Below are 24,490 nucleotides of genomic sequence, written 5' to 3'. Positions count from 1 at the left end.
TTGGTTTTTCTTCAATGTTGTCGCGAGAAGATTGATGTTGTGAATGAAATGTAATCAATGCAAATGAGGTAACAATGAAAGCCGTAACCCTCTCGCCACAATACAGTTTGAGCCATCTGGCACCCAGTGGGCGCGTTGGGGTTATCGCACTAGCGACGGATTTCAATATTGAGCACGAGTTGACGAAGCTACTTCCCAGAGATGTTCGCGCTTTTACCAGTAGGGTAAAAAACATCAATCCATTGACTATCGAAAACCTGAAAACCATGGCGCCTGATATCACCCGCGCTGCTGATTGTATTCTACCCGGTACAGATCTCGATGTGGTGGTTTACGCGTGCACCTCAGGCACGATTGCCATTGGCGAACATCAGATTAAAGAGTTGATCCACATAGCACGCCCCGGCGTCTTGGTGACAAATCCTGTCAGTGCATGTCTCGCGGCCTTCGATAGCTTGGGCGCAAAAAAGATCTCTATCCTGACTCCCTATACTGAAGCAGTGAACAGGGAGTTGGCTTCATTTTTTGAAACCCAAGGTTTGGAGGTCATCAATATCGCTGGCTTTGCCTTTGAAGATGACACCGCAATGACGTTTATCTCTCCGGAAGATATTGCCCAAGCCGCAATAACGATTTGTGACCCAGAGGCCGATGCCCTGTTTATCTCTTGCACGGCACTGCGCGCCGCTGAGGTGGTATCGCGCATCGAAGCCGTCATCGAAAAGCCGGTTGTCACCAGCAACCTTGCCTTGGTTTGGCATACGTTGATGCTGTTGAATAACAAAGGGCCAATAAAAGGATATGGTGTGCTTCTGGAAGCGCCATACTCAATAAGTGATTCAAATTAGCGCCATCAGGGATCTAACACGGCGCCAAATCAAAAGAGACAGTCAAAAAGAGAGATTCAACCCTGAGCTAAGGAGAGCTTCAAGACTATGTCCAACCTGCCCCAACAACTGATCAGCGATATGGTTGCATGGCGACACCACCTACACCGATTTCCTGAGTGTGGCTTTGACGTCAATCTCACCGCTGATTTCATCGCGGATAAGCTTCAGAGCTTTGGCATTGAGGTGGTGCGTAACATCGGACAAACAGGCTTGGTTGGTGTACTCCGAAGCGGCACCAGCGAAGCCAGCATCGGCCTTCGTGCAGACATGGACGCTCTGTTCATTCATGAACAAAACGAGTTTGACCATGCCTCTCAGCACGAGGGACAAATGCATGCCTGTGGGCATGATGGTCACTCGGCGATGTTGCTTGGCGCAGCAAGCTATCTGGCAGCCAATCCCGACTTTGATGGCACTGTGTATTTCATTTTTCAGCCAGACGAAGAGCATGGGTGTGGTGCTCAGGCGATGATTGATGACGGCTTGTTTGAACGTTTTGCCATTGACGAAGTTTATGGCATCCACAACTTTCCCGGCTTGGCAGAAGGTGAGCTCATGATCCGTCCCGGCTCACTCATGGCCAGCGAAAGCGGATTTGAAATCAACATTGAAGGCGTTGGTGGTCATGCAGCCCTTCCCCATCAAGGTGTTGATCCGCTTGTCACCGGTGCGCAGGTCATTCTTGCATTACAAACTATCGTGTCCCGTAATCTCAGCGCGATCAGTGAAACGGCTGTGGTTTCAGCAACAGAATTTATTACTGATGGTACCGTCAATGTGCTCCCCGGAAAGGTAACGATCAAAGGCGATTGTCGCTGTTTTACGGAGAAAACGCTGGAACACATTGAGCAGCGAATGAAACACATCGTTGCCGGCATTTGTGAAGCAGCAGGCGCAAACCACACCTTTCAATTCACCAACACCTTTTATCCTACCGTCAATTCACCACAGCAAACGTCCTATGCAGTGGAGGCAGCGGAAAAAGTGCTTGGCAAAGACAAGGTCAATGCGAGTTGTGACCCACTGACAATCTCTGAAGATTTCTCCAGCATGCTGAGAGTCAAACCCGGTTGCTATGTGCTGTTGGGAAATGGCACAGAATCGGTAGGAGGCTGCGCCCTCCACAACCCTAAATACGACTTCAATGACAGCATCCTGCCTTTGGGTGCCCGTTATTGGATCCAACTGGTCAAAGACCGACTTGGTAGGCCCAATGGCTGACCTCTCATAAGCGACTCCCGCTCTTCATAGAGCACAGCTCCAAAAGCACAAAAGCCGCAAGTGGAATCGCCCTCTTGCGAGGGACAGTGCTGTCTGAATTTCGACATACGAGGAATGTAAGGATGAAGCAATTTGGCATTATGTTATTGAGTCTTAGCATGATTTTCAGTGCTCAGGCAGAAACGTGGAAGTTTGCGTCTGAAGAGGACAAAACCGACGTGCAAGACATCTACGCGCAAAAGTTCGCGGAGGTGATCAAGAAAGAGTCTGACGGAGATATACGCGTCCGTATTTACTATTACGGTCAACTCGGCACCGAGAATGACATCGTTGAACTGGCAGCCAAGGGCACCATTCAATTCGTGTCTGTGGGTTCGGGGCACCTTGGCTCTTATGTCCCGGAAGTACAAGCAGTCAGCCTTCCCTACGTATTAGGTACGGATGAAGCGGTGACCCATAAAGTACTGACTAGCAGCCCGACCATTTATAAAAATCTCGCCGCCAAGTTTGAGAACGTCAACCTAAAGCTGCTTTCAATGATGTCTGAAGGCGAAATGGTTTGGGGTGCCAATAAAGCCATCCGCACACCCGAAGATTTCGCTGACCAAAAGATCCGCACCTTCACTTCAACCATCCCCGTTGAAACCTATAAGACATTTGGGGCGACCCCAACCCCATTATCTTGGGGTGAAGTCTATGGCTCTCTTCAACTGAAAACCATCGATGGCATGGTCAACCCTATCTACTTCATCTACAACGCGAAATGGCATGAAGTACAGGATTACCTGATGTTCCCAGGTCAGCAGCCATATGTCAGCACAGTGTCCACTAACAGCAAATGGTTCAGCGAACTCGCGCCTGAAAAACAAGCCATGGTGAGAAAAGCGATCAAAGAAGCCGACAAAGCCGCTTATGACTATCAGCTGCGAATCAACCAAGAGAACCTCGACAAAATTATGGCCGAACGACCGAATATGAAGGTTGTGAAGCTCAATAAGGAAGAGCGCGAGAGATTTAAGCAGCTCAGCAAAAACTTGCATGAAACTTACTTGGACGTTGTCGCAAATGCCTATCCCGCCGAAGAACAAGCTGCGGCCAGAAAAGAGGCCAAAGCCATTCTCGAAAGTCTGATTCAGGAAGTCAAAGTCGCGGCTTCACAACAGTAATCGGTTGCCTTCAGAGAGCACTGTGATGTGCTCTTTGAAGGCACATTTGCCTTTCTCTGAGGCAAGCAGACTAGATGTGGGACGTTTTATGAAACATCTGCTGAAGAAAATCAGTGTGTTTACTGAGCAGTTGGAGCGGGTTCTAATTATCAGCGGCATCATTGCCATGATGGTAAATTCCACCGCCAACGCTATTGGACGGTATGCGTTTAATAAAAGTATTTTCTTTTCCGAAGAGCTTAATCAATTCCTGATTGTCGGCGTGACATTCATTGGCTTTGCCTATGCTGTTCGGAAAGGACGTAACATCCGAATGACCGCGCTTTATGACGCGCTTGGCTACAAAGCCAGAAAGGTTCTCACTACTATCATCGCTCTTTTTACTGCCCTACTGCTGTTCTACCTCGCGTACCTGTCTGTGTTTTATGTCGCTGAACTCAAAAGCATTAACAGGCTCAGCCCTGCGCTGCAATTTCCGGTGTATTACATCTACGCCATTATTCCGATTGGATTCGCGATGGCCGGTCTTCAGTACGCCATGAGTTTTGCCATGAACCTCCTTCACCCGGAAATCTACGTTTCTTTGGATGTCACTGAGGAAGAAGAAACAGACAGTATGGGAGCACTCTAATGAATGACATTTTTCAATTTTTATCTGACATCGTCGCGGGTGAACTCGATATTTACGTCATCACATTCACGCTCGTTTCCGTGATGATTGTGCTGCTTTTCCTTAGCTTCCCCATGGTTGTGCCACTGGCAATCGGTGCATTAATAGGCCTACTTCATTTTTCGCTCGTTGACCCTGAAGTGCTCATCCAACAAATGGTGACTGGGATTTCCCCCAACGCACTGATCGCCGTACCTATGTTCATCTTCGCTGCAGACATCATGACCCGCGGCCACACTGCCAATAATCTGCTCGGTCTGATTCAGGCTTTTGTAGGCCACTTAAAGGGCGGCTTGCCGATTACCACCTGCATCAGTTGTACATTATTTGGTTCTGTCTCTGGCTCTACACAGGCGACCGTTGTATCCGTGGGACAAATCATGCGGCCTAAATTGCTGCAAGCTGGCTACAAAGACAGCTTTGTCATGGCACTTATCATCAACGCCAGCGACATTGCTTTTCTGATCCCGCCCAGTATCGGTTTGATTCTGTATGGCACGCTTGCCAATGCCAGTGTCGGTGAACTCTTCATTGCGGGCATTGGGCCCGGCATTGTCCTCACTATCTTCTTTTCCACTTACAGCTACGTTTATAGCCGCAAACATGCAGACAGCATCAGCTTGGTTGAAGAAACTAACCGTGAAGAAAAAATGGAAGCCATTAGAAAATCTATCCTTCCTTTAGGCTTCCCTGCACTGATCATTGGCGGAATCTATTCAGGTATTGTCACACCAACAGAAGCGGCGTCCTTCGCCGTACTCTACGCTATTGTCGTTGAGTGTGTGTTTTACCGAATTCTAGGTACCACAGATGTGCTTGATGCTGCATTAAGCACGGGCCTGATTACCGCGGTCGTATTTGTTTTGGTTGGGATTGGACAGGCTTTTTCTTGGTACATCTCGTTCGAACAAATTCCGCAGGACTTGCTGGCTCCGTTAGATCTCAGCAGCTCTTCTCATGAATACATTCTGTTTGTTATCGCGTTGGCGTTTTTTGTCGGCTGTATGTTCGTCGACTCTCTGGTGGTACTGCTGATCCTAACACCTATTTTCGCCCCAATTGTTGATGCAGCCGGGCTAGATCCAGTCCACGTAGGCGTGCTTATCACCCTGCAAATGGCGATTGGTTCTGCAACACCCCCTTTCGGTTGCGACATCTTCACTGCAATCGCGATTTTTCAGCGTCCGTATCTTGAGGTTATTCGTGGCACCTTGCCCTTCTTCCTCATTCTGTTGGTGATGTCAGCATTGCTGATTTTCTTACCAGAAATTGCGCTTTTCCCGAGAGACATACTATTCAGTAAGTAAAACCAGATAACCAAGGAGAACAAAGTAATGCCGCTATCGCCACTGAATCCACCAGCCAGAGGCTTTGCTCAACGTGAATTCGAATTGCGCACATGTGAGCTACAAAAGCAGATGAGGGGAAAACAACTTGATGCCGTTTTCTTCACGACTGAGGCTGAGTTTCGCTATTTCAGTGGTTTTAAATCGCAGTTCTGGGAAAGCCCTACCCGACCTTGGTTTCTGGTTGTTCCTGCCGAAGGAAAACCCATTGCGGTCGTCCCTGAAATTGGCGTCTCTGGTTTTGAACTCACCTGGATAACGGATGTGCGAAGCTGGCCCTCGCCCAGGCCTGAGGATGATGGCATCAGCCTACTCGCCACGACACTGCATGAAGTCAGCACACGGTTTCGCCGTATTGGCGCCATGCTGGGGCCGGAAACCCATTTACGCATGCCGGCGAACAACTTCGCCTCGCTTCAGAAATTGCTGTCACATCACTCCTGGGTAGATGTATCGGACATTATCCAGACCATAAGAAGCGTTAAATCCAAAGCAGAGATAGAGAAGATCCGGTTTTCCTGCAATATCGCCGCCGCAGCCTTTGACTACCTGCGACAACACTTATCTGTGGGCGTTACTGAAAGAGAAGCGTGTAAAGTAATGCATTTAGAAATGCTCAGGCTTGGCGCGGATTCGTGTCCGTATCTTATTTCAGGCTCTGGCCGCGCAGGGTACGGCAGTATCATCATGGGTCCTACAGACCGTGTACTTGCAGAAGGTGATGTACTCATTATCGACACGGGTGCCAACTTTGACGGCTATTTCTGCGATTTTGACCGAAACTATGCGCTGGGTAGTGCAACCAAAGAAACAACTGACGCCTATGATGCCGTTTATGCTGCCACGGAAGCAGGTCTACGCGCTGCCCAACCGGGTCGCACGACTGGCGAGGTGTGGCAAGCCATGTGGTCAGTACTAGAAAAAGCGGGCGCACTTGGCAACGATGTTGGGAGAATGGGCCACGGTCTTGGCATGCAACTGACAGAGTGGCCCTCTTTTATTCCTAAAGGGGATGTGGTGCTAAAGCCCGGTATGGTGCTTACCTTGGAACCAGGCATGGCATTTGCCCCGAACCGCATGATGGTGCTCGAAGACAACATTGTGATCACGGAAAATGGGTGTGAACTTTTACACCCGAGAACCTGGGACAAACTGCCTGTTATTGGTTAGTACTGATTCTATTTCCACATAAGTACTTCACATCCGCTAAGGCAAGCATAGGTAGATCTTCGTCAGTATCCCCATAAGCATAGACTTGGGAATATGCGTTAAGATCTACCGTTTTCTGCACTGCAACAGCTTTGTTTTCGCAACTACAATCACCATTCACATATCGACCTGTGAACCTGCCATTTTTAACTTCCATGGTACTGCAAAGCAGCTTGATACCGTGCTGTTGGCAAAAATGGCGGAGGTAGATATTCAGCGTGGCAGACACCAAATAAACGTCGTCACTGTTGGCCTTATGCTCAGCGAGCATTTCCATCGCATCAGGCCTTAATACGGTTGTCAGATACTCCGCAGCAAAGCGCTTGGAAATCAGATCAACGTCTGCTTCCCGGCGATGCCAAAACGCAACGTATGCAAGTACTGGGCGTGTTTTTCTGGCAGGAAGAATGCCAAGCTTGTATAGCAAAATAACTGGCCAAACCAACGCAAAACCTATCGCGAGCCGACGTTTTGGGGTCGCGTAGAAAAGAAACGCAGTGAAGGTATCTTCCGTGGTGATGGTGCCATCAAAATCAAATAGCGCTAAGTTCATCGGTTAAAATGGCAGCCCCAACAGCTTTACGTCGCCTGATGGCCAGACTTTGTTCAGGCTTTTCGCCATGGTTTTTCCAGACAATATCCACCCATTTTCCGGGTTATGCATGAGGACATTTGTCGTCGTTTCATAGCCGCTGGAGCTGTAAATCTCTGCTTCCCCAAACAACAACGCAAAATCATCGCCTGCGGCCAATCTATGCTGGTGCACTTCTTTGAGTATCTGCTTGACCAGCCCCTGACCACGAAATGCCTGATTGACACAAACTTCCGCAATACCCGCAATGGAATACTCAATTCCATCAATAGACACCTGTTTTTCGTGGACGGCAATATGCGCAGCGAGTTCATCACCTTCCCAAGCCATATATCGGTGTTGAGGCATTTCTTTGTAGTAACGGTGTTGGGCAAAATGCTCTGGATCATTATTGTTTAGAAAACTCTTGCTGAGTAATACTCGAATTTTCGCATCAACGGATGCATTAACCTCAGAATCAGGGAGATATTGAATGCGCATAATACACCTTTAAGCATGTCTGATGCGGGTTACTCTATCTTATTGATTTTGTGGTTTCTACGTTGCAGGAGGGTTGAAACAAGATTGACTTGTAAGAACCCGTAAATAAGTTGAATCGAAAGAATAAGGGGAAAGACCCAAGTAGGGAGATCAGTATCGACAAACGAAACAAGTACGGACGGCAAGCCAAGTAAAAGCAAACTGACAGCAACAATTGTTGTTAATCCGTAATCAAACAGGTTCCAGTCTGATTTGAACCCCAAACCTAACACCACGCCCAGCGCCAGATACCAGAGAAAAATGACGGTAATAAAGTGCACCAAACTCAAGAGAAGACGTTTTGAAAGTGACAAGCAATTCACCAATCACGCCAGTTTTCAGTGATGTCTTCTTCGACACTGTGCCCTGCCTGAGCGACAACATAGAATATCAGCTCACAAATACCTTCACGCTGATCGGTTTCTATCAGGCATTCACCGCATTGTTTGTTCAAGTCGTTCAACGCCAGAACCAAAGCTTTCGCTTGCGCATCCACCCAAGATCTATCCGCTTTTTTGCCTGACAACATCACGTTACCGGCAAAGGTATTGAGCAGTTCACCGCAGTATTCGACCTGTGACAGCTGATACGGTGGATTGTCATCATTTGCAATGAACTCCGCCATCCAATAAAGGATGCTTTCGCGCATCGATTCGACTTCCTTATCCAAGACCTAATATTCCTTTTATTGCAGTGTCTGGTAATTAGTATGCCCGGGGAAGAAAAGAAGGAATGTTTAGTCATCAAGACTGGAAGGTAGAAATCCAGCGGGCACATTTGTCCCGCTGGTTGAGTTTTTCTAGGAAGCTTTGTCGAGCTTATTGCTTTCCACTTTATTGCCTTCTACCCAACATCCTTCAAACTGGCGTTGATGGAAATGGCAAGGTAAACCTTCATTAGGTTGCGTCCATGGTGATTCTTTCAGCGCCTGTTTCATGTCGTTATAGCCGCATTCGCGGCGCAGACGGATAGAACGGCGGGAGAACTCTGCATCGCTGAGTGGAATATGCCCCTGAAGCGGATCGAAAGTGATATGTACGATATCTATCTTATTGCCGACTTTCAGCGTCGCCACATCCGGTACTTGCGCGCTGCCTACCAGTTCTGGGGAGGTTTTCAGCACATGGTCCAGGTTACGTTTGGCAATCAAAGCTTCTACGTGCTCGCTGGTGCGACTGGCATATTGAATTTCCTTCTCGCGCCACAGCACTTCACTCATGGTTTTCGGTAACTCTCCATTCGCGTTCCAAAGGTCGACCATGAAAATCAGCAGTTCATCATCGCCCGCCAGATCCAAAATGCCATTCACTGGCGTGTTTGAAACCACACCGCCATCCCAGAAGTATTCTTCCCCAATCTGAGTGGCAGGGAAGCCTGGAGGCAAGGAGCCGCTTGCCACCGCGTGTGCCGGTTCAATTTCGTCTGTTTTGCTGTCAAAGAACACCAGTTCGCCATCTGTCACACGCGTCGCACCGACGGTTAAACGGGTTTTGTTTTGATTGATCAGCTCAAAGTCAGCGAGTTCAGCCAAGGTTTTGAAAAGCGGTGAAGTATCGTAGAAACTGGTCGCCGCTTCACCCGGAGGCGCGAGCCAAGGATTAATCGGACGCGGTGTAAAGAAATCAGGTTGACCAAACATCAGTGCTGAAGAAGCACTCATGGTGTTGAATGCCATCGCCAGTGACGATGGAATATTTGCATCGGTATCTGGACGTGAAATGCGTTCCCAAAAAGCTTCCAGTTTGCCTAATCTGTCTTCAGGCTTATTACCCGCCAACACGGCTGAATTCAACGCGCCAATAGAAATGCCTGCAAACCAGTCTGGCTCAAACCCCGCTTCTTTCATCGCTTCATAAGCACCAATATGATACGCCCCTAAAGCGCCGCCACCTTGCAGCACCAAACAAACTTTAGGCTTCTTGTTGCGTCTTGTTGTTGCCATGTCCCTGTCTCCTGTGATTTGAACTGACTTCTTTATAGACCAGTAAATTGGGCATTGGCATGACGTTTTTTATTTGTTCGGGGACAAGCACGGAGCGGTCACAGTTTGTGTTTAGTGCTTACACCCAGACAATCTGAAGATGCAGGATTCAACAAGCCGCTTCGATTGTAAGTTCACAAACTTTTCGGTGAATTGTTCGCTGATGCAGAAAATAGACATAGGCATTTGCCCCACCTGCTAATTTGTAGAAATAACGACCAAACAATCATTAGCCACTAGAGAAGCTGGTATGGAAGACGTATTTTCAAGAAAAGATGATTCATTGTATTCCAATCCCTATTCGTTTCTTCGCCTGCCCATGGTTAAAGATCCAAGAGATACCGCCGCCGATGTGGTGGTTTTGGGTATGCCGTATGACATGGCAACAACCGGACGTTCAGGCACGCGTTTAGGGCCTGATGCCATCAGGCGTGCGTCGGTGAATCTCGCGTGGGAAGGGTTTCGCTACCCTTGGCCGTTCGATCTTCGTGAGCGATGCAATATCGTTGATGCCGGAGATCTCATTTTCACCTGTGGTGACAGCGAAGATTTCCTCAATATGGCAACCAGTGCAGCGAATGACATTCTCACCACAGGCAAAGCCATGCTAACTCTGGGCGGAGATCATTTCGTCACCCTTCCTCTGCTTCGCGCACATCACGCCAAGCATGGTGAAATGGCGCTCATTCATTTCGATGCCCATACCGATACATACAGCCAAGGCAGCAAGTACGACCATGGCACCATGTTCTATCACGCGCCCAAAGAGGGGCTGATTGACCCATCAGCCTCAGTACAAATTGGGATCCGGACAGATTACGACAGAGACCACCATGCGTTTAACGTGATTTGTGCGGAAGCCGCCAATGACATGACGCCGGATGAAATCGCCAATCATGTCAAAGCCTTGGTAGGCGGAAAGCCCACGTACATTACTTTTGATATCGATTGCCTTGATCCCGCCTTTGCACCCGGCACAGGCACGCCGGTGATAGGCGGAATAACCTCCGACAAAGCATTGAGGATCTTGCGTGGATTGCGCGGTATCAATCTGGTTGGGATGGATGTAGTGGAAGTCAGCCCGCCTTTCGACAATAGCGAAATTACAGCGTTAGCCGGGGCGACGATCGCAACTGAGCTGCTCCACCTTTGGGCATCAAAGTAACCTCGTAGAAGCTTGGGGAATCAGCCAGCGTTGCGTTTCTGGCTGACTTCCTGCTCGATGGGATGCGCTTCAATAAAGTGCTCGACATCATGCCGATAGGACTTGTAGAACAGGTTAGGCGCATGCCCACATCCCAAGTAGTAATTTACGGCCATTTCCGGCTGAACTTCCCGCATTTTTTTCACAATGCTTTTGGTGAGCACGTCTGAGTGCAAACCGTGCATCAGCATTAACGGCAAATTCAGGTTCCCAAAATGTCGCCAGAGATTCATCGGCGGAGAGTTGGGATCGTACTGCGCCAGAATTTGGGGATCATAGTGCGTGGTGTAGTCACCGTTTTCCAGCCTGCGGACGGAAGCCGAAATCATGGTGTGCCATTGCTGACAGGTGTGAGGGCCAAACGGTTGATAGAGGGTTTGGAGATATTGATTGATTTCGTTATACCGACGGAAAGCAATAGGCGCTTGCACGTAATTAACGATTCTTTCCAACGCTTCTTTCGGTACTTCTGGGCCAATGTCATTGAGAACCAACGAAGAGATACGGTCACCAAATTCCTGACTGGATGCGATTAACATACCGATTAAACCGCCCATGCTGGTTCCCACCCAATGCACTTTATCGCAACAATAGAAGTCCATCAGTTTCACAGCCATATCAATGTAATTGGCGTAGCTGTATTCGGTTTTTGGATTGTCCGCCCACTGAGAAAGCCCTCGTCCAAGGGTATCAGGTGCAAGTACCCGGTAGCCTTTTGCAGCCAGCTCATCCCCGAGTTCAACAAAATCGATGCTGTTGCGTGCCAAGCCATGCCAGCAAATCACTGTCTCCCCGCCTTCAGGGTTCCATGCACGAACGTGGATTTCGCGTCCGTTGATAATTGGATACTGATGCAGCATTTCAGACATGGTTTGGCTCTCCCTCCGTGTTCCCCTTCGCGTACATCACCATCTATTGGTTTGGATTTCACAGGGGGTAAGACTAATTATTTGACCGATTTCACATTTCCTCAACTCTACTGTGAAAAAAAGTCTGTTTCTCTTTAATCGAGATCCGATACCATCGCCGTTAACGATGTTAAAACCGCATGAACCTCTATGAAAAAAGTGCTGGTCAGCGCCTGTCTAATGGGCCAGAAAGTCCGTTACGACGGCAATGATCTTCTCCAAGAATCTGAAGCATTTCAGCGATTAACTCAGCAGGCGGAAGTGATCACATTCTGTCCTGAAGTCGCAGGTGGCCTTCCTACCCCGCGCCCGCCGGCTGAAATCGATGTTGCCGATGGCGATGCGGTGATTGCCGGTACGGGAAAAGTCATTTCCGTCCAGCAGTTAGATGTGACAGACGCCTTTATCTCCGGTGCCCGTCAAACCCTCGCACTTTGTCAGCAACATGGCATTAAGATCGCCGTGTTAACCGAATCCAGTCCTTCCTGCGGCAGTTCCCTTGTCTATAGCGGCGAGTTTGCTGGCAACAAAATTCCCGGTCATGGTGTGACCACCGCATTACTCAGACAGCACGGCATTAAAGTGTTCAGTCAGTTTTCAATCGAAGACGCTTTGGCTGAACTATAATTATGAAAGCGCTTTCAGTGAAATCAGTGACTCACAATTGAGCACTTCAGTATCAAAAGTGTTAATTACTGAACATTTGTGAGCTATGCAAAGCCTTTCTATTTGGCAATGCGTCGCATTTCGTGGCAAAACTTACCCTATTTGAAAAAATAGCTGCGCCAAATGAATAACGTTGCGAACTCGACTCACCCTAGATTTAAGATGAAGATTCGCTTCCATTAGTCATCACTTAAGAAAGCACTTTCATAGCAATGGAAGGCAATAAAATCACGGCGTGCAACATCACGTAAATGAAAGGAAGAGCTCGTTGATTACCATTAAAGAAGTGGCAGAGCTGGCGAATGTGTCCCAGTCCACCGTGTCACGGGCATTGAATGGTCACAAGTCGGTGAAGGAAAAAAACCGCGTGAAAGTATTCGATGCCATCGAGAAACTCGGCTATCAGCCTAATGCCTTTGCCCAGGCATTGGCATCGAACAAGTCGCACAGTATCGGGATGCTGGTAGGTACCTTCGATGGTCCCTACTTTGGCCCTTTGATGCACCATGTCGAAAAAGTGGTTCGTCAGAAGAATTATCACCTCATCATCACCAGTGGCCACGAAAACTATGATGAAGAGCAGGAGTCTATCTGTTTTCTGAATGCGAAAAAGATCGACGGTTTGGTACTGACTTCAGACATGATGAGCGACGCGGATATTCTACAGATTGTGGAAAAAACGCCTGCAACCATGCTGATGAACCGCTACATCCCTGAAATCTCAGATCAATGCATCTGCATGGACAATGAGTGGGGTGGCTATATCGCCACCGAGCATCTGATCAAAAACGGTCATCGCCGCATTGGTTGTGTCACTGGTCAGCTCAGCAAGATAGACAGCCGCGAGCGCCTTCAGGGTTATCGCAATGCGCTGGAAAAATATGGCATCGAATACGACCAGAACTTGGTGGTTGAAGGACGATTTGACCACGATGGCAATGACAAAGCAGTTCGCCGTCTGATGGATCGCGACAGCAGCATTACCGGCATTTTCTGTTTGAATGACAGTATCGCATTGGCCGCTTATGGTGTTTGTCATGACCGTGGCATGAAAGTAGGCGAAGACATCTCCATTGTTGGATTCGATAACCACACCTACAGCCAATACATGACGCCAAGCCTCACCACTATCCACTTCCCACTGGAAGACATGGCGTGTCAGGCTGCCCGTGGTGTTTTGAATATGCTGGAAGGCAAGCCTCTCTCTAACATCAACACCCGTTTGTTCCCCACTCTGATGGAGCGCGGATCAGTGAAAACCCTCTCCACAGCTGAGGTCACTACGGCTTAACAACTGTTGATTTATCAAGTCGCACATAAAAAAACAGCCGCATGATGCGGCTGTTTTTGTTTTCACAGTTGTCATTAACCGGCAGGGTTCAGTTTGCTGCGCGGTACATCAACAATGATTTGTGCGATTTCACCGGTACGGCTGAATAGCTTCTTACAAACAGATTCCGGCATCTTGTTATCTTCGATGGAAAGCACATCACCAGAGGTCAGCGTCACCACGATCTTAGTATTTCCGCTGTCGTTCAGGCGGTAAACAAACGGTACCTGACAGTAAGTAAACGCCAGTTCACCTGCATTCAGCGCAATGCTTCTCTGCTCACCCTGCATGTTCACATACGGGAACTCAGCCTCTTTGCTAGAGAACTCGCGTTCGAAAAGCAGTGACGGAGAAATGGTGATCGCACCACTTTCCACCAGCACACCGAGCTCACCAAATCGGGTGATGATCTCTTCTTTCACCTGACCTGTCATACCAGGCTGTTGGGCGCCCGCATGTTTTGGTGTGTGTGAGTACGGGTCAACCGGGAATGCACCGTATTCCGTTGGTGTTTTGTTGAAGCCAATCCCTTCACGTACTCGGTAGTAGTAATCCGCAAGTTTACGGGTTTCCGCGCTGTGCGGGTTTTCTTTCCAGCTTGCGAAGTAAACTTCCTGAACCGCCAGCAGCAGCTTGGACACCATGTGCCAGTAGATACAACCCAGACCTTCGTAACCAAACATGGTACCGGAACGACCGGTGAACTCACGGTGGTTAAACACAGACTCGTACAACGCCAGCACGTTTTCGTATTGCTCGTCTGACATTTGCGGGTAGTCTGCACGAACTGAATCCAGTGTTGCCTTCAATGCACCTGAATTTTCAAACATAGCGTTGAAGTGGAATACGCCATCAAGGTCTGCGTACACCACTCGCTTGTCACCGCGCTTGTTCATATCACGCAGCAGATCGTTCTTGCGAACCGCTTCCGCTTCGATGCAGTTACGACGGCTGAATCCTGCCAGTTCGCGATCCGGATACAGCATGAAAGATTTCTGATCTTCACGATACATCTCGCTGTTGAACAGGTTATCCAGCAGAGTCACTGCCTGAGAGCTGCTCAGTGCGCCAGAACTCAGGGCTGCGACCTGACCTTCCAACATTGGGTACAGCGGCAGGGAATCCAATGACTCGCTGTTGTACTGAACCACGTTGTAGGCATTGAACAAACCATCTTCGCGCAGGTTACGCTGAGTACTGCTGTGCAGCAGATCCAAACTGGTGTTCAACAGCGCTTCAATGTCGTGCTTGTTAACCAATGTTTTACCACTGAAGCCTTGCTGTTGGTAAACCTGATGACGGAAGCGGCTCGCCGCATCCACCAACTCGGTCAGCAACTTATGCTTGGTCTGGCGAGTGATCGTTTTCTTCTTCACATCAAGAAGCGTTTTGCTCAGGATTTCGCTGGTCTCTTTCAACCAGGTTGCTACTTCATTAGAAATGCGCACTTTTTCCGGTGCTTGTGCAAACAGTGCTTGCATGAACTCAACATAACGACGCATGTAGTACAGCGTTACCATCGACAGACCATTACCTACAATCGCATTATTGGCGTCATTCCACTCTGGACGCTGCGTATTGAGCCAAATACCCCCATCGACGACCCAGTTACCCAGTTTCGACAACAACGGCACCAGCAGCTTCTCAGAGAGGTTGACGAGGTACACTTCTTTGTCTGAATCCAATAGCAGACGACCATCGCTACCGATCATCTCGCTCAGCTTTTCTGTCTTCTCGTGCAGCTCGGTATCAAACGTCACTGTGTCCTTCGGGTTCGAGAACAGCGTGCGTGTGTCTCCGATGCGATATGGCACGTTGGCATAGCTGTAGATTTCACGGGACAGGTTTGCTGTCAGCTGTGCTGGTTCAAAACGTTCAGACCATTCCAGGAACTTCAGCAGGTAGATGATCTGGTGGTCGCCCCAGTAACCGATGTTGCTCCATGGGTCTTCCGGCTCCAGCACTTCCCAGTCGATACCGTCTTTAGTGATGCGGTAAGGGTTGTAACCATCAATCGTTGAGGCATTCACGAATTTTGCGATGAACGAGCGCAGGTAACCCGGATAGCTCAGCGCCAATGCTTCCCAGTTCTGGAAAATATCACGCCAGTTACCCTGATACGCCAGCAGAGGATTGCCTTCCTTGTCTTTCACTTTGATGTCGTAGTGGTTCCAAGGACGGCTTGGGTCACCGTGACGACGACCAAACGTCAATGGCAGGTACTCGTAGCAAAGACGCAGCAACTGAATGTCATCCGCCTGCTCTGCGCGTTTTACCAGCTCTTCATGGGTAAATGTTGCAGGCAGTGCGTCATAAAACGCCTTGTTACGCAGTACCACTTTCTTGTTCGTATTTTCTGCGGTTTGCAACACGTCGTCTTTACGCAGGGTATAGCCTTGCTCAAACACACCGCCACGCATGCTGTTGAACAGCACGTTCGCGTAGTGGTGATTACTGGTGGCCTCTTCTTCCGAGAACTGCCACCCATCGACTGCTGAAATGAGAGAAACCAGCTCTTCGTGGTTTTTCGCACAATCTTGCTCTACCTTTTCTCGCAGTGATTGCTGGTCTTTTTGCTCGTTACGCAAAACAACCACACCTGCGTGATCTTTTTCGATGTCGATAACAAACAGCCAATCGTTAGTTTCGTTCGCTGCCAGATCGATCATTTTGTGGATGAAGTACGCACCGCGAACACCGCGTGTCAGCGTTTCGCTTTCAATCACGTCACCACGACGGAAAGCCGGGACTTGCTGGCTGCTGAGCAGCACTTCAACGTCATCGTTGTCAATGCAGAAAACCGTATTTGCAGTTAGCGCTTCTGCAGGGTCTGCACGGTCACTTAGCTTTGCATACATGGTGTAGAGCGCCACCGTGGTATCTTGAACGCGCTCATTCCATTTGTAGGCATCCACCAACGCACTGCTCTTTTGCAGTGCCACCATTGGCGCACCATTTGGCAGGATGTTTTGTACACCGTCCAGGATTTCAATCTTGCGCGAAGTCCCTGAGAAATCACTCAGTTCGGCTCGGCGTACAAAACCATAGGTATTACCGCTCTGCCAGGTATATTTGAAGGTCAAGCGCAGTGTTGGGTTAATCTCTTCAAACACCACTTTGTCGCCCGTAATATTTTTATAAAGATTACGGATAACGCGGTACTTACCATTGTGCTGTGGATTGAAAGGTTCCCACGTCACGACATCACCCACTTCATCTTCAAGGCGGATGAAGGTTTTCGGGCCAGTGTTTTCCGCATTCTCATGGATCATATCCACTGAGCGGTACGGAAACAGGGCGTTTTCAGGGTTGCCGCGGCCCGCTGACAAACATCCGGTCGACGACGCAAACAACCAGTGATCATTGGCAGACACCACACTCATAAAGAATGCAGGCATTTGATCCACATTCTCGATGCGATAAAAACGTTCGCCATTTACGTCTACGAATTGCCCCTTAACAGGGGTACTTGCCAGTTTAAAACAATGTTCCATATTTCTTGGTTCCTAAAAAGAAAGCGCTTTCTTTTTGATTTCAAAATTTCCCGGTGGGTTTTTCAACCATCACCGGGAGGTCGATAAAAAGTTTACGCTTAGTTAGGGCCTTATAGCCTTAGAGGTGGTGACACCTCGCGTAATGTCCTGGTTTGACTTCCGTCGCCTCAGGCATGGATTGTGTGCACGCTTCCGTCGCAATTGGGCAACGCGAAGCGAACGGACATCCGACACTACTGGGTTTCCACAGCGGTATCTCGCCCTTTTTAACCGATAGATCGCGGCGTCCTGCACGTCCCACTTCCGGCACGGCTGACAGCAGCAATTTCGAGTAAGGGTGCTGGGGTGTCTGCGTCACGCTGTCGCTATAGCCCCACTCCACCATATGACCGACATACATGACGGCCGTTTTTTCTGCAAAATACCGCGCGGTGGCAATATCATGCGTTATGTACATAAAGGCGATCCCGTGTTGCTCTTTGAGATCAGCCATTAAGTTCAGAATGCCCAGACGTACTGAAACGTCCAGCATAGAAATAGGTTCATCGGCCAGAATCACTTCCGGGTCGACAGCAATGGCTCTTGCGATCGCCACACGCTGACGCTGGCCGCCACTCAACTCGTGCGGGAATTTCTCTGCGGTTTCTACCACCGGAGACAAGCCCACCAGTTCGAGCAATTCGTACACTTTCTCCGTCACATTTTGCTTGGTCGCACGCTTGTGGATCAAGAGCGGACGCGCAATGTGATGATGAATATTGTGTACCGGATTCAAGGAGCCAAACGGATCCTGGAAAATCATCTGCACTTGTCGCGCATATTCCAGTTCACCGTTTTCCTTGATGTATTCCGCCAGCGGCTTGCCCTTGAACATAACCGAGCCGCCGGTGTTTTCATAAATACGGGTCAGGATCCGAGCACCGGTACTTTTACCCGAGCCAGACTCTCCCACAATCGCTAACGCTTCCCCTTTCTTCAACTCAAAGGAAACGTCGTTTACCGCACGCATCAAATTGGACTTGGAATGCCCGATGCGAAAATCCATCACCAGGTTTTTAATTTCAAGAAGGTTCTCTTTGCTTTCCATTTTAAGCTCCTTCATTAAACCAGATGACACGCGACCTGATGCTCAGGCGCGATAAGTTTTAACTGCGGATCCTGCTCAGTGCAGGGCGCAAAACACTTGCTGCAACGTTCCTGAAAATTACACCCTTGCGGTGTATTCAGCAGGTTCACCGGATTCCCCGGAATCCCATACAAACGCTCTTTCGGACCATGAATGGTTGGAAACGATGAGAGCAATCCTTGTGTATAAGGATGCTGTGGCGCACCGAACACGGTTTTCGCATCGCCCAGCTCAATCATGTTGCCCGCATACATCACGCCGATACGGTCTGCAATTTCGCCCATCAGACTTAAATCATGGCTGATGAACAGAATGGAAAAACCGAACTTTGCTTTAAGGTCATAAAGCTCGTTCAGAATCTCCCTTTCAACGACAACATCCAATGCCGTCGTTGGCTCATCCATGATGATGAGCTTTGGTTCCAACGCCAGTGCCACTGCAATCACCACGCGCTGTCGCATGCCGCCACTCAACTGGTGCGGAAATGCTGACAGACGATCCGGGTGAATCCCTACAATTTGCAGCAGCTCTGCCGCTTTTTCTGTCGCCTGTTTCAACGACACCTTTTTGTGCGCCAGAATCACATCTGTCAGCTGCTCACCAATGTTGATCACAGGGTTAAGAGAGTTCATCGCACTTTGAAAAACCACTGACACTTCATTCCAACGGAATGCGCGCAGTTGTTTATCATTCATCTTCAGCACGTCTTCGCCTTTGTAGAGGATTTCACCCTCTGAGATCAGCGCAGGCGCTTTATGAAGACGTGAAATCGCAAACGCCAGTGTGCTCTTTCCGCAACCAGATTCGCCAGCAATACCCAGCGTTTCACCTTCGGCAATGCTCACACTGACATTGTTCACTGCTCGTGCCACGCCATTAGGCGACACGTAATCCACACAGAGGTTGTTAATTTCGAGCAAGTTTGCCATTACAACCCCCTTTTCTTGTCTGCCGCTTTTTTCAGTTTGCGCCAGAGCTTCATGTGTGGACCGGTTTTGAGTTTCGGATTACTGACCTGATCAATCGACATATTGATCAGCGCCAGTGCGCCACCGGTGATAGCCAGTGCCAAAGCCGGCACCATCATCTCCCACCAAGCGCCCGTGTAGAGTGCCGACGACGTTTGAGCCCAATAGAGCATGGAGCCCCAGCTCACTTCTGTCGCGTCACCCAGGCCTAAAAAACCCAACCCTGCTTCGGAGCCCATAGCGTAGATGACGGCACCCAAGAATCCGCCGAACACAATGGAAACAAGGTTGGGTAAAATCTCGACCAAAATAATACGCAGTTTCGATTCACCCATGACTTCTGCAGCCAGAATGAATTCTTTGTTGCGAATTGCCATGGTTTGCGCGCGAATCACGCGTGCGCCCCAAGGCCAGGAGGTCACCCCAAGTAAAATCGTTATCACCAATGAGCCCACTTGCCCCAGAAACGCCGCCAGGACGATCAATAAGGGGAGCTGTGGAAACACCAAGAACACATTGGTTAAAAAATTCAGTCTTTCATCAATTTTGCCGCCGAAGTAGCCAGCAGACACACCCACTGCCACCGCAATGCCCATCGCAATCAGGCCCGCAAACAGAGAAACCGTCAGCGTTTTACGTGCGCCATAAAGCACTTGGCTGTATACATCACGCCCGCTTCGCGTTGTGCCCATCGAGTGCTTCTCACTTGGCGGCTGGTGCGGACGTGCAACACGTTTTTCCGCTGAATATGGTGCCAACACGTTGGCAAATATCGCTCCGACCAGCACCATGGTCAGCAGCAAGGTGCCAAGAATCGCTGGCGGATTGCCATAGAAAAAGGCGTAAATACTTTTGCCAGCGCGCTTTATCGCCCCGCCTTTGTTTGGCATTTTCACTGGCTTGTTCTGGCTCGATTCCATCGTCTTATCCATGTGCCCGCTCCTTAATTCGCAATGCGCGGGTCAAGCCAGACATACAGCAAGTCGGCGATGAAATTCGCGGTGAGAACAGCCGTCACCAATATCAGCAAGATGGCCTGAATTAACGGATAATCCCGCGCCACAATGCCTTTCAATAAAATGTTGCCCAACCCCTGATAGTTGAACACCACCTCGGTCATGATCGAACCGGCAAAGGAAAAACCAATCGCCATCGCCACTGCAGTTGCCACAGGCAATATCGCGTTACGCCCAGCGTAGCGGTACATCACACGGGTACTGCTCAAGCCCTTGGCTTCTGCCATGGTCACATAGTCTTCGCCAAGCACATTGATCATGGCGTTACGCATGTTGAATACCCATGCAGCAATACCAACCACCACCATAGAGCCGACCGGCAAGATGGCGTGTTTCAGCACGCTGCCGATAAATTCCAGATTGAACCCCGGATCCAGCGACGGGTCGTAGGTGTAGGCAATCGGCAGCAAATCCCATTTAATCCCGAACAGGTAAAACAGGAACAAGGCAGTCACCACGTAAGGGAAGTTACTGAGAAACGCCAATACAGGCGGTACCACTTGCCCGACAAAACCCGTGCGGCGGTAAGAGGCATAAGTGCCAATCGACACACCAATAATCAACGCCACGATCAGAGAGCCAAGCGCGAGGAACAAAGTCCAAGGCAGTGCATTACCAATCACTTCCGATACGCTGATGGGGAACATCAATACTGACGGTCCCAAATCCAGCGTGAACACACTTTTGATGTACGCCAGATATTGCTCAAAGACATTGCCATCAAGGAAGCCGTACATTTCACGCACAGCATCCATTTGCGCTAGATCCATTTTCCCTTGCGCCGCCGCGAACAAGGCTTCAACAGGGTCACCAGGCATTAAACGTGGCAACATAAAGTTGAACGTTATCGCGATAAGAAACGCGCAAAAATAGAATATGAATCGCCGAAATAAAAATGCCATCGATTCGCTCCTCAATAGTCCATGAATTCAGCGTAATCGCTTATTTCAGGTGCAGGTTATTGAGGATGATGACGCGCTTACCGCCGTCGTACCAAACTGGCTGAACGTAAGGGTTTTCCTTTGTTGGCCAGCCATCGATTTTCTTGGTGCTGTACTGGAACCAGGTAGGGTTCGAGAACAACGGAATAAACGGCATGTTTTCGGCAGTAAAGACCTGCAGCTTGTCCAAAATCGCTTTTTGTTCTTCCGGCGAACCGGTCTGACCGAAGCTGTCGATCAGCGCATCAATTTCTGGGTCGTTAACACCGTGTCCCGCGTGCCAGCTGTTACCCACGCGCGAAGAAGAGAAGTATTCCTGGTATGCGATGATGGGGTTAGTCGCCACCATTGACCAGTTAATCGCGACGTCATAGTTGCTTTGCTTGAGGTTGCTGTCATAGACCGCCCAATCCACCGTTTTGACGTTCGATTTGATACCGATTTCGTCATAGAACTCGGTGACCATCTGAACCACCTGGATCCAATCAGTCCAGCCATTAACCACCTCGATGTTGAACTCCAGCTTGGAGCCGTCCGGGTTGTCACGGTAGCCGTCCCCATCGACGTCTTTCACACCGGCTTCATCAAGCAGTGCTTTGGCTTTGTCCTGGTTGAATTCGGTCAGAGAAGCATATTGCGCGGAGATGTCTTTATTGATGTTTTGCGCATACAGCTCACCGATACCACCTGCGTTGAAGTTAGCCGTCGGGTAACCGTAAGCTGCGATATCAACAATCAGGTCACGATCCAAAGCCATCGAGAGCGCCTGGCGCACTTTCAGATCGTTGAAAGGCACTTTTTTAGTGTTCAGGTAAAGGTGAATCGCATCGTTCGCTGGATACCAGAAATGGTTGTTGTCTGGGTCACGCTTCACGAACGTGGTTTCAATGTCTGCGATAAAGTTAGAACCCCAGTCCACTTCCCCTTTCATCAGCGCAGGTTGCACCTGAGAGTTATCGTTGTATGAACGGAAGTTCACACAATCCAGATAAGGGCGACTTTCAAGGTAATAATTCGGGTTACGGCAAAGCTCCATCTGTTGAGATTTAAGGAACTTCACTTCCGTCATTGGGCCTGTCCCGATTGGATTCGGATTAGTGAAGGTGGTGGCGTTTTCCGCTTTTGACCACACCTTCTCAGGCAGAATGTGGTATTTCTCGAGATTCCAGAGGAAGGTGGAATCTGGGTTTGCCAAAGTAAATACCACAGTGCGGTCATCGCTGGCTTCAACAGATTGGAGATTACCACCTGACCAGATGCCTTTTGAATCAAATGCCGGGTTGTCTTTGGCAAGTACGAAGCTGAACACCACGTCTTCTGCGCTCAGTGGTGAACCGTCTGACCATTTCAGACCTTCACGCATTTTCACTGTGATGGTTTTCAAGTCATCTGAATAGTCAGCAGACTCTGCAAGGCGGAAATCTGTTTCGCCCGTCATGTTGTTGAACACCATCAACGGTTCAAACATGATGCCGTGGAAAACGTCTTTTGTTGTGTAAGGGTTATAGTTTTCGACAAAACCAGTGGTAATGATCGGCACATTCAGCGTTCCGCCCTGCTTAATGTCAGCGGCCTGAACACCCGCAGTCAGTAACGCACTGCAAACGAGAGAAGCGATGATATTCTTGTTGTGCATCTTGCCGTCCTTTTGTCGTTTTATAATCCGTTTTCAATCACTGGAACTGCCCTTACTGCCATTCCAATGAAAACTTATCTAAATCTTTAATTTTTATGAGTGTAGCCAACTACTTTCCGTACGCCTTCTTGTTTAAACCCAAAAGAAAGCGCTTTCTTTGCGATAGATATTAGAAAATCCATCGTTCTCAACAAGCCGTCGTTTACCTTTTTGTAACAATGATCACAAATACTCACTCGTCTAATTATCATGAGTATCAATAGTGAGAGCCATTACATCATTGCAGAACAGTATGTGGTGGTGAATCGCAGGATTTTTGGCAAATAAGACGAGGTCGTTCCTAGCCATGAAACGCTGGAAGCAGCCAACGTTAACTAAAGTAGGAGAACGCTAACCGTTACAGAGGTTCACATGCGTTCATTTTCAACACAGTTCGCCCAAGGCATTGAGAGTGCTTCTAAGCCAGGCTTTTTGTCTAGCAGTCTGACGCGAAAGCGTAGTCCCATTCTTTCCGATTCCCACAACCGCCTTAACACGCGAAGTGACCTTCTCTCAACCCCGACAAAAAGCCTTGGAGACAAGGTAAATACCTCCACATCCACGGAAGAAACAGACGGGTTGATAGATCAAGCATCCGGCCCTTCAACCGCGCCAACAACCACTTCCGCTCCAATAGCGCCCACAACGACGCCAGCAGCACCTGGGGTCGCATCCTCTGGCGTACGAGTCACTTTTCCTCGACACATCAGGCCCAGCACGTCTCCAACAAGTATGCCTGATAGAATCCCACCTCGCGTTGACACGCCGATACAAGTTAATGTGCAAGGGTGGCAAATACCCATGAATGATGTTGCTATCAGTGTCGTCGGTGCTGGCGGTGGCAATGGTTCGTTAACCATCAATGGCAGTGCTAAAGCGCACATCACTGCGAATCAAACTTTGCGATTACGTGGCGTCAATCAAACTGCGGTCGGAAACGCTGGCAAACTCAGGTTAGTAGCGGATTTCTCTGGCAATAGAATTGCCCAAAGCGCACCGTTTTCTGTGTCAGCTATTCCTCAAAACGGCACCATTTCTTTCAACTCTGTAGCCACAGGTGCACGACGCGGAATCATTGTTAATTTCTCCGTTGAATCTGATTCGAATACGCTTAGCGACCTCAATGAAGCCGAACATTCTGAACAGGTCGAATACGGTTCTGGAAAAGGATGCCTCGCGGGCGCAGGAGCGAGTGCAAATAACTCCTCTTATATGGCAGCCACTACAACGGGACTTACAGACAGGCATAGGACACCTGTTAGCCTTATGACCAGCCCTGGAAGCATAGTGGCCGAGCAGGTATTCACTTTCAACGACAAGCGGACTGGCGCGACTGATATTCCAGCCAGAAATACGGGATTTCGTATTAGCAGGATCGTCACTGAACCCTCAGCAGGCAATTTTGTGATTACAACGTCCAAAGTCGGCGTTGCAACAAAGGCAAAAGGATTTTCCTCTAAGGCAGGGTCTGGCTCTGTGTCGAGAACACAGAACGTTTGATTTTGGGCTTTCACTAAAAAAACAAAGGGAGCCAAACGGCTCCCTTATTTTTTAATTGCATTTAAATC

At 49.0% G+C, this 24,490-nt stretch carries 22 protein-coding genes; 10 read left to right on the top strand and 12 right to left on the bottom strand.

Features of this window, described 5'->3' with window-relative positions; all coding sequences use genetic code 11:
- The first annotated feature begins 74 nt into the window (after positions 1-74).
- The 6 genes from QL223_RS01840 to QL223_RS01815 all read left to right on the top strand — a co-directional run bounded on the left by QL223_RS01840 (position 75) and on the right by QL223_RS01815 (position 6,463).
- Positions 75-848: an Asp/Glu racemase gene (locus QL223_RS01840; RefSeq protein WP_281543683.1), complete on the top strand. Its 774-nt coding sequence runs from the start codon at positions 75-77 to the stop codon at positions 846-848.
- Between the two features lie 87 nt (positions 849-935).
- Entirely contained in the window at positions 936-2,111 is a 1,176-nt protein-coding gene (locus QL223_RS01835; RefSeq protein ID WP_281543682.1) for a M20 aminoacylase family protein, read from the top strand.
- A 122-nt stretch (positions 2,112-2,233) separates the two neighbouring features.
- A complete protein-coding gene (gene dctP / locus QL223_RS01830) occupies positions 2,234-3,277 on the top strand; it encodes a TRAP transporter substrate-binding protein DctP (protein WP_281543681.1) in 1,044 nt (347 codons plus the stop codon).
- An 88-nt stretch (positions 3,278-3,365) separates the two neighbouring features.
- Entirely contained in the window at positions 3,366-3,908 is a 543-nt protein-coding gene (locus tag QL223_RS01825; RefSeq protein ID WP_281543680.1) for a TRAP transporter small permease, read from the top strand.
- On the top strand, positions 3,908-5,254 hold the full coding sequence (locus tag QL223_RS01820; protein WP_281543679.1) for a TRAP transporter large permease: 1,347 nt from the start codon (positions 3,908-3,910) through the stop codon (positions 5,252-5,254). The genes QL223_RS01825 and QL223_RS01820 overlap by 1 nt, the downstream gene beginning before the upstream one ends.
- 27 nt (positions 5,255-5,281) lie before the next feature.
- A complete protein-coding gene (locus tag QL223_RS01815; RefSeq protein ID WP_281543678.1) occupies positions 5,282-6,463 on the top strand; it encodes a Xaa-Pro peptidase family protein in 1,182 nt (393 codons plus the stop codon).
- On the opposite strand, the gene QL223_RS01810 is transcribed toward QL223_RS01815, so the two are convergent.
- The 5 genes from QL223_RS01810 to QL223_RS01790 all read right to left on the bottom strand — a co-directional run bounded on the left by QL223_RS01810 (position 6,453) and on the right by QL223_RS01790 (position 9,555).
- Positions 6,453-7,055, bottom strand: a complete 603-nt coding sequence (locus QL223_RS01810) for an HAD family hydrolase (protein WP_281543677.1) — start codon at positions 7,053-7,055, stop codon at positions 6,453-6,455. The genes QL223_RS01815 and QL223_RS01810 overlap by 11 nt on opposite strands.
- Positions 7,056-7,058: 3 nt before the next feature.
- On the bottom strand, positions 7,059-7,574 hold the full coding sequence (locus QL223_RS01805; protein WP_281543676.1) for a GNAT family N-acetyltransferase: 516 nt from the start codon (positions 7,572-7,574) through the stop codon (positions 7,059-7,061).
- Between the two features lie 29 nt (positions 7,575-7,603).
- Positions 7,604-7,927 (bottom strand): hypothetical protein, encoded by a 324-nt coding sequence (locus tag QL223_RS01800; RefSeq protein WP_281543675.1) that lies wholly within the window; start codon positions 7,925-7,927, stop codon positions 7,604-7,606.
- A gap of 5 nt (positions 7,928-7,932) precedes the next feature.
- A complete protein-coding gene (locus QL223_RS01795) occupies positions 7,933-8,283 on the bottom strand; it encodes a hypothetical protein (RefSeq protein WP_281543674.1) in 351 nt (116 codons plus the stop codon).
- Positions 8,284-8,412: 129 nt separating this feature from the next.
- Positions 8,413-9,555, bottom strand: coding sequence for a patatin-like phospholipase family protein (locus QL223_RS01790; RefSeq protein WP_281543673.1), 1,143 nt, complete (start codon positions 9,553-9,555; stop codon positions 8,413-8,415).
- 289 nt (positions 9,556-9,844) lie between these two features.
- Here QL223_RS01790 and speB point away from each other — a divergent pair, with 289 nt between their 5' ends.
- Positions 9,845-10,759 carry an agmatinase gene (speB, locus tag QL223_RS01785; protein WP_281543672.1) on the top strand — a complete coding sequence of 305 codons (915 nt, stop codon included), beginning with the start codon at positions 9,845-9,847 and terminating at the stop codon, positions 10,757-10,759.
- 20 nt (positions 10,760-10,779) lie between these two features.
- Here the strand turns inward: speB and QL223_RS01780 are convergent, their stop codons facing one another.
- A complete protein-coding gene (locus QL223_RS01780; protein WP_281543671.1) occupies positions 10,780-11,667 on the bottom strand; it encodes an alpha/beta hydrolase in 888 nt (295 codons plus the stop codon).
- A gap of 189 nt (positions 11,668-11,856) precedes the next feature.
- Here QL223_RS01780 and QL223_RS01775 point away from each other — a divergent pair, with 189 nt between their 5' ends.
- Both QL223_RS01775 and QL223_RS01770 read left to right on the top strand, forming a co-directional pair.
- Positions 11,857-12,333, top strand: a complete 477-nt coding sequence (locus QL223_RS01775) for a DUF523 domain-containing protein (RefSeq protein WP_002541197.1) — start codon at positions 11,857-11,859, stop codon at positions 12,331-12,333.
- A 307-nt stretch (positions 12,334-12,640) separates the two neighbouring features.
- The gene (locus QL223_RS01770; protein WP_002541195.1) at positions 12,641-13,663 is read left to right on the top strand and encodes a LacI family DNA-binding transcriptional regulator; all 1,023 of its coding nucleotides are present in this window, start codon (positions 12,641-12,643) and stop codon (positions 13,661-13,663) included.
- Positions 13,664-13,737: 74 nt separating this feature from the next.
- Here QL223_RS01770 and QL223_RS01765 read toward each other — a convergent pair whose 3' ends face one another.
- The 6 genes from QL223_RS01765 to QL223_RS01740 all read right to left on the bottom strand — a co-directional run bounded on the left by QL223_RS01765 (position 13,738) and on the right by QL223_RS01740 (position 22,883).
- Entirely contained in the window at positions 13,738-17,196 is a 3,459-nt protein-coding gene (locus QL223_RS01765) for a hypothetical protein (protein ID WP_281543670.1), read from the bottom strand.
- Positions 17,197-17,314: 118 nt separating this feature from the next.
- A complete protein-coding gene (locus QL223_RS01760) occupies positions 17,315-18,283 on the bottom strand; it encodes an ABC transporter ATP-binding protein (protein WP_281543990.1) in 969 nt (322 codons plus the stop codon).
- A gap of 14 nt (positions 18,284-18,297) precedes the next feature.
- A complete protein-coding gene (locus tag QL223_RS01755) occupies positions 18,298-19,251 on the bottom strand; it encodes an ABC transporter ATP-binding protein (RefSeq protein WP_281543669.1) in 954 nt (317 codons plus the stop codon).
- Positions 19,251-20,222 (bottom strand): ABC transporter permease, encoded by a 972-nt coding sequence (locus QL223_RS01750; RefSeq protein ID WP_281543668.1) that lies wholly within the window; start codon positions 20,220-20,222, stop codon positions 19,251-19,253. The genes QL223_RS01755 and QL223_RS01750 overlap by 1 nt, the downstream gene beginning before the upstream one ends.
- An 11-nt stretch (positions 20,223-20,233) precedes the next feature.
- Positions 20,234-21,208 carry an ABC transporter permease gene (locus QL223_RS01745; RefSeq protein WP_281543667.1) on the bottom strand — a complete coding sequence of 325 codons (975 nt, stop codon included), beginning with the start codon at positions 21,206-21,208 and terminating at the stop codon, positions 20,234-20,236.
- A 40-nt stretch (positions 21,209-21,248) separates the two neighbouring features.
- The gene (locus QL223_RS01740) at positions 21,249-22,883 is read right to left on the bottom strand and encodes an ABC transporter substrate-binding protein (protein WP_281543666.1); all 1,635 of its coding nucleotides are present in this window, start codon (positions 22,881-22,883) and stop codon (positions 21,249-21,251) included.
- 840 nt (positions 22,884-23,723) lie between these two features.
- On the opposite strand from QL223_RS01740, the gene QL223_RS01735 reads away from it, so the two are divergent.
- The gene (locus QL223_RS01735; RefSeq protein ID WP_281543665.1) at positions 23,724-24,422 is read left to right on the top strand and encodes a hypothetical protein; all 699 of its coding nucleotides are present in this window, start codon (positions 23,724-23,726) and stop codon (positions 24,420-24,422) included.
- Positions 24,423-24,490 lie beyond the last annotated feature (68 nt).

The sequence above is a fragment of the Grimontia sp. SpTr1 genome, from assembly GCF_947387585.1.
GTDB lineage: Bacteria > Pseudomonadota > Gammaproteobacteria > Enterobacterales > Vibrionaceae > Enterovibrio > Enterovibrio indicus.
This window is presented reverse-complemented; position numbering and strand designations above follow the sequence as displayed.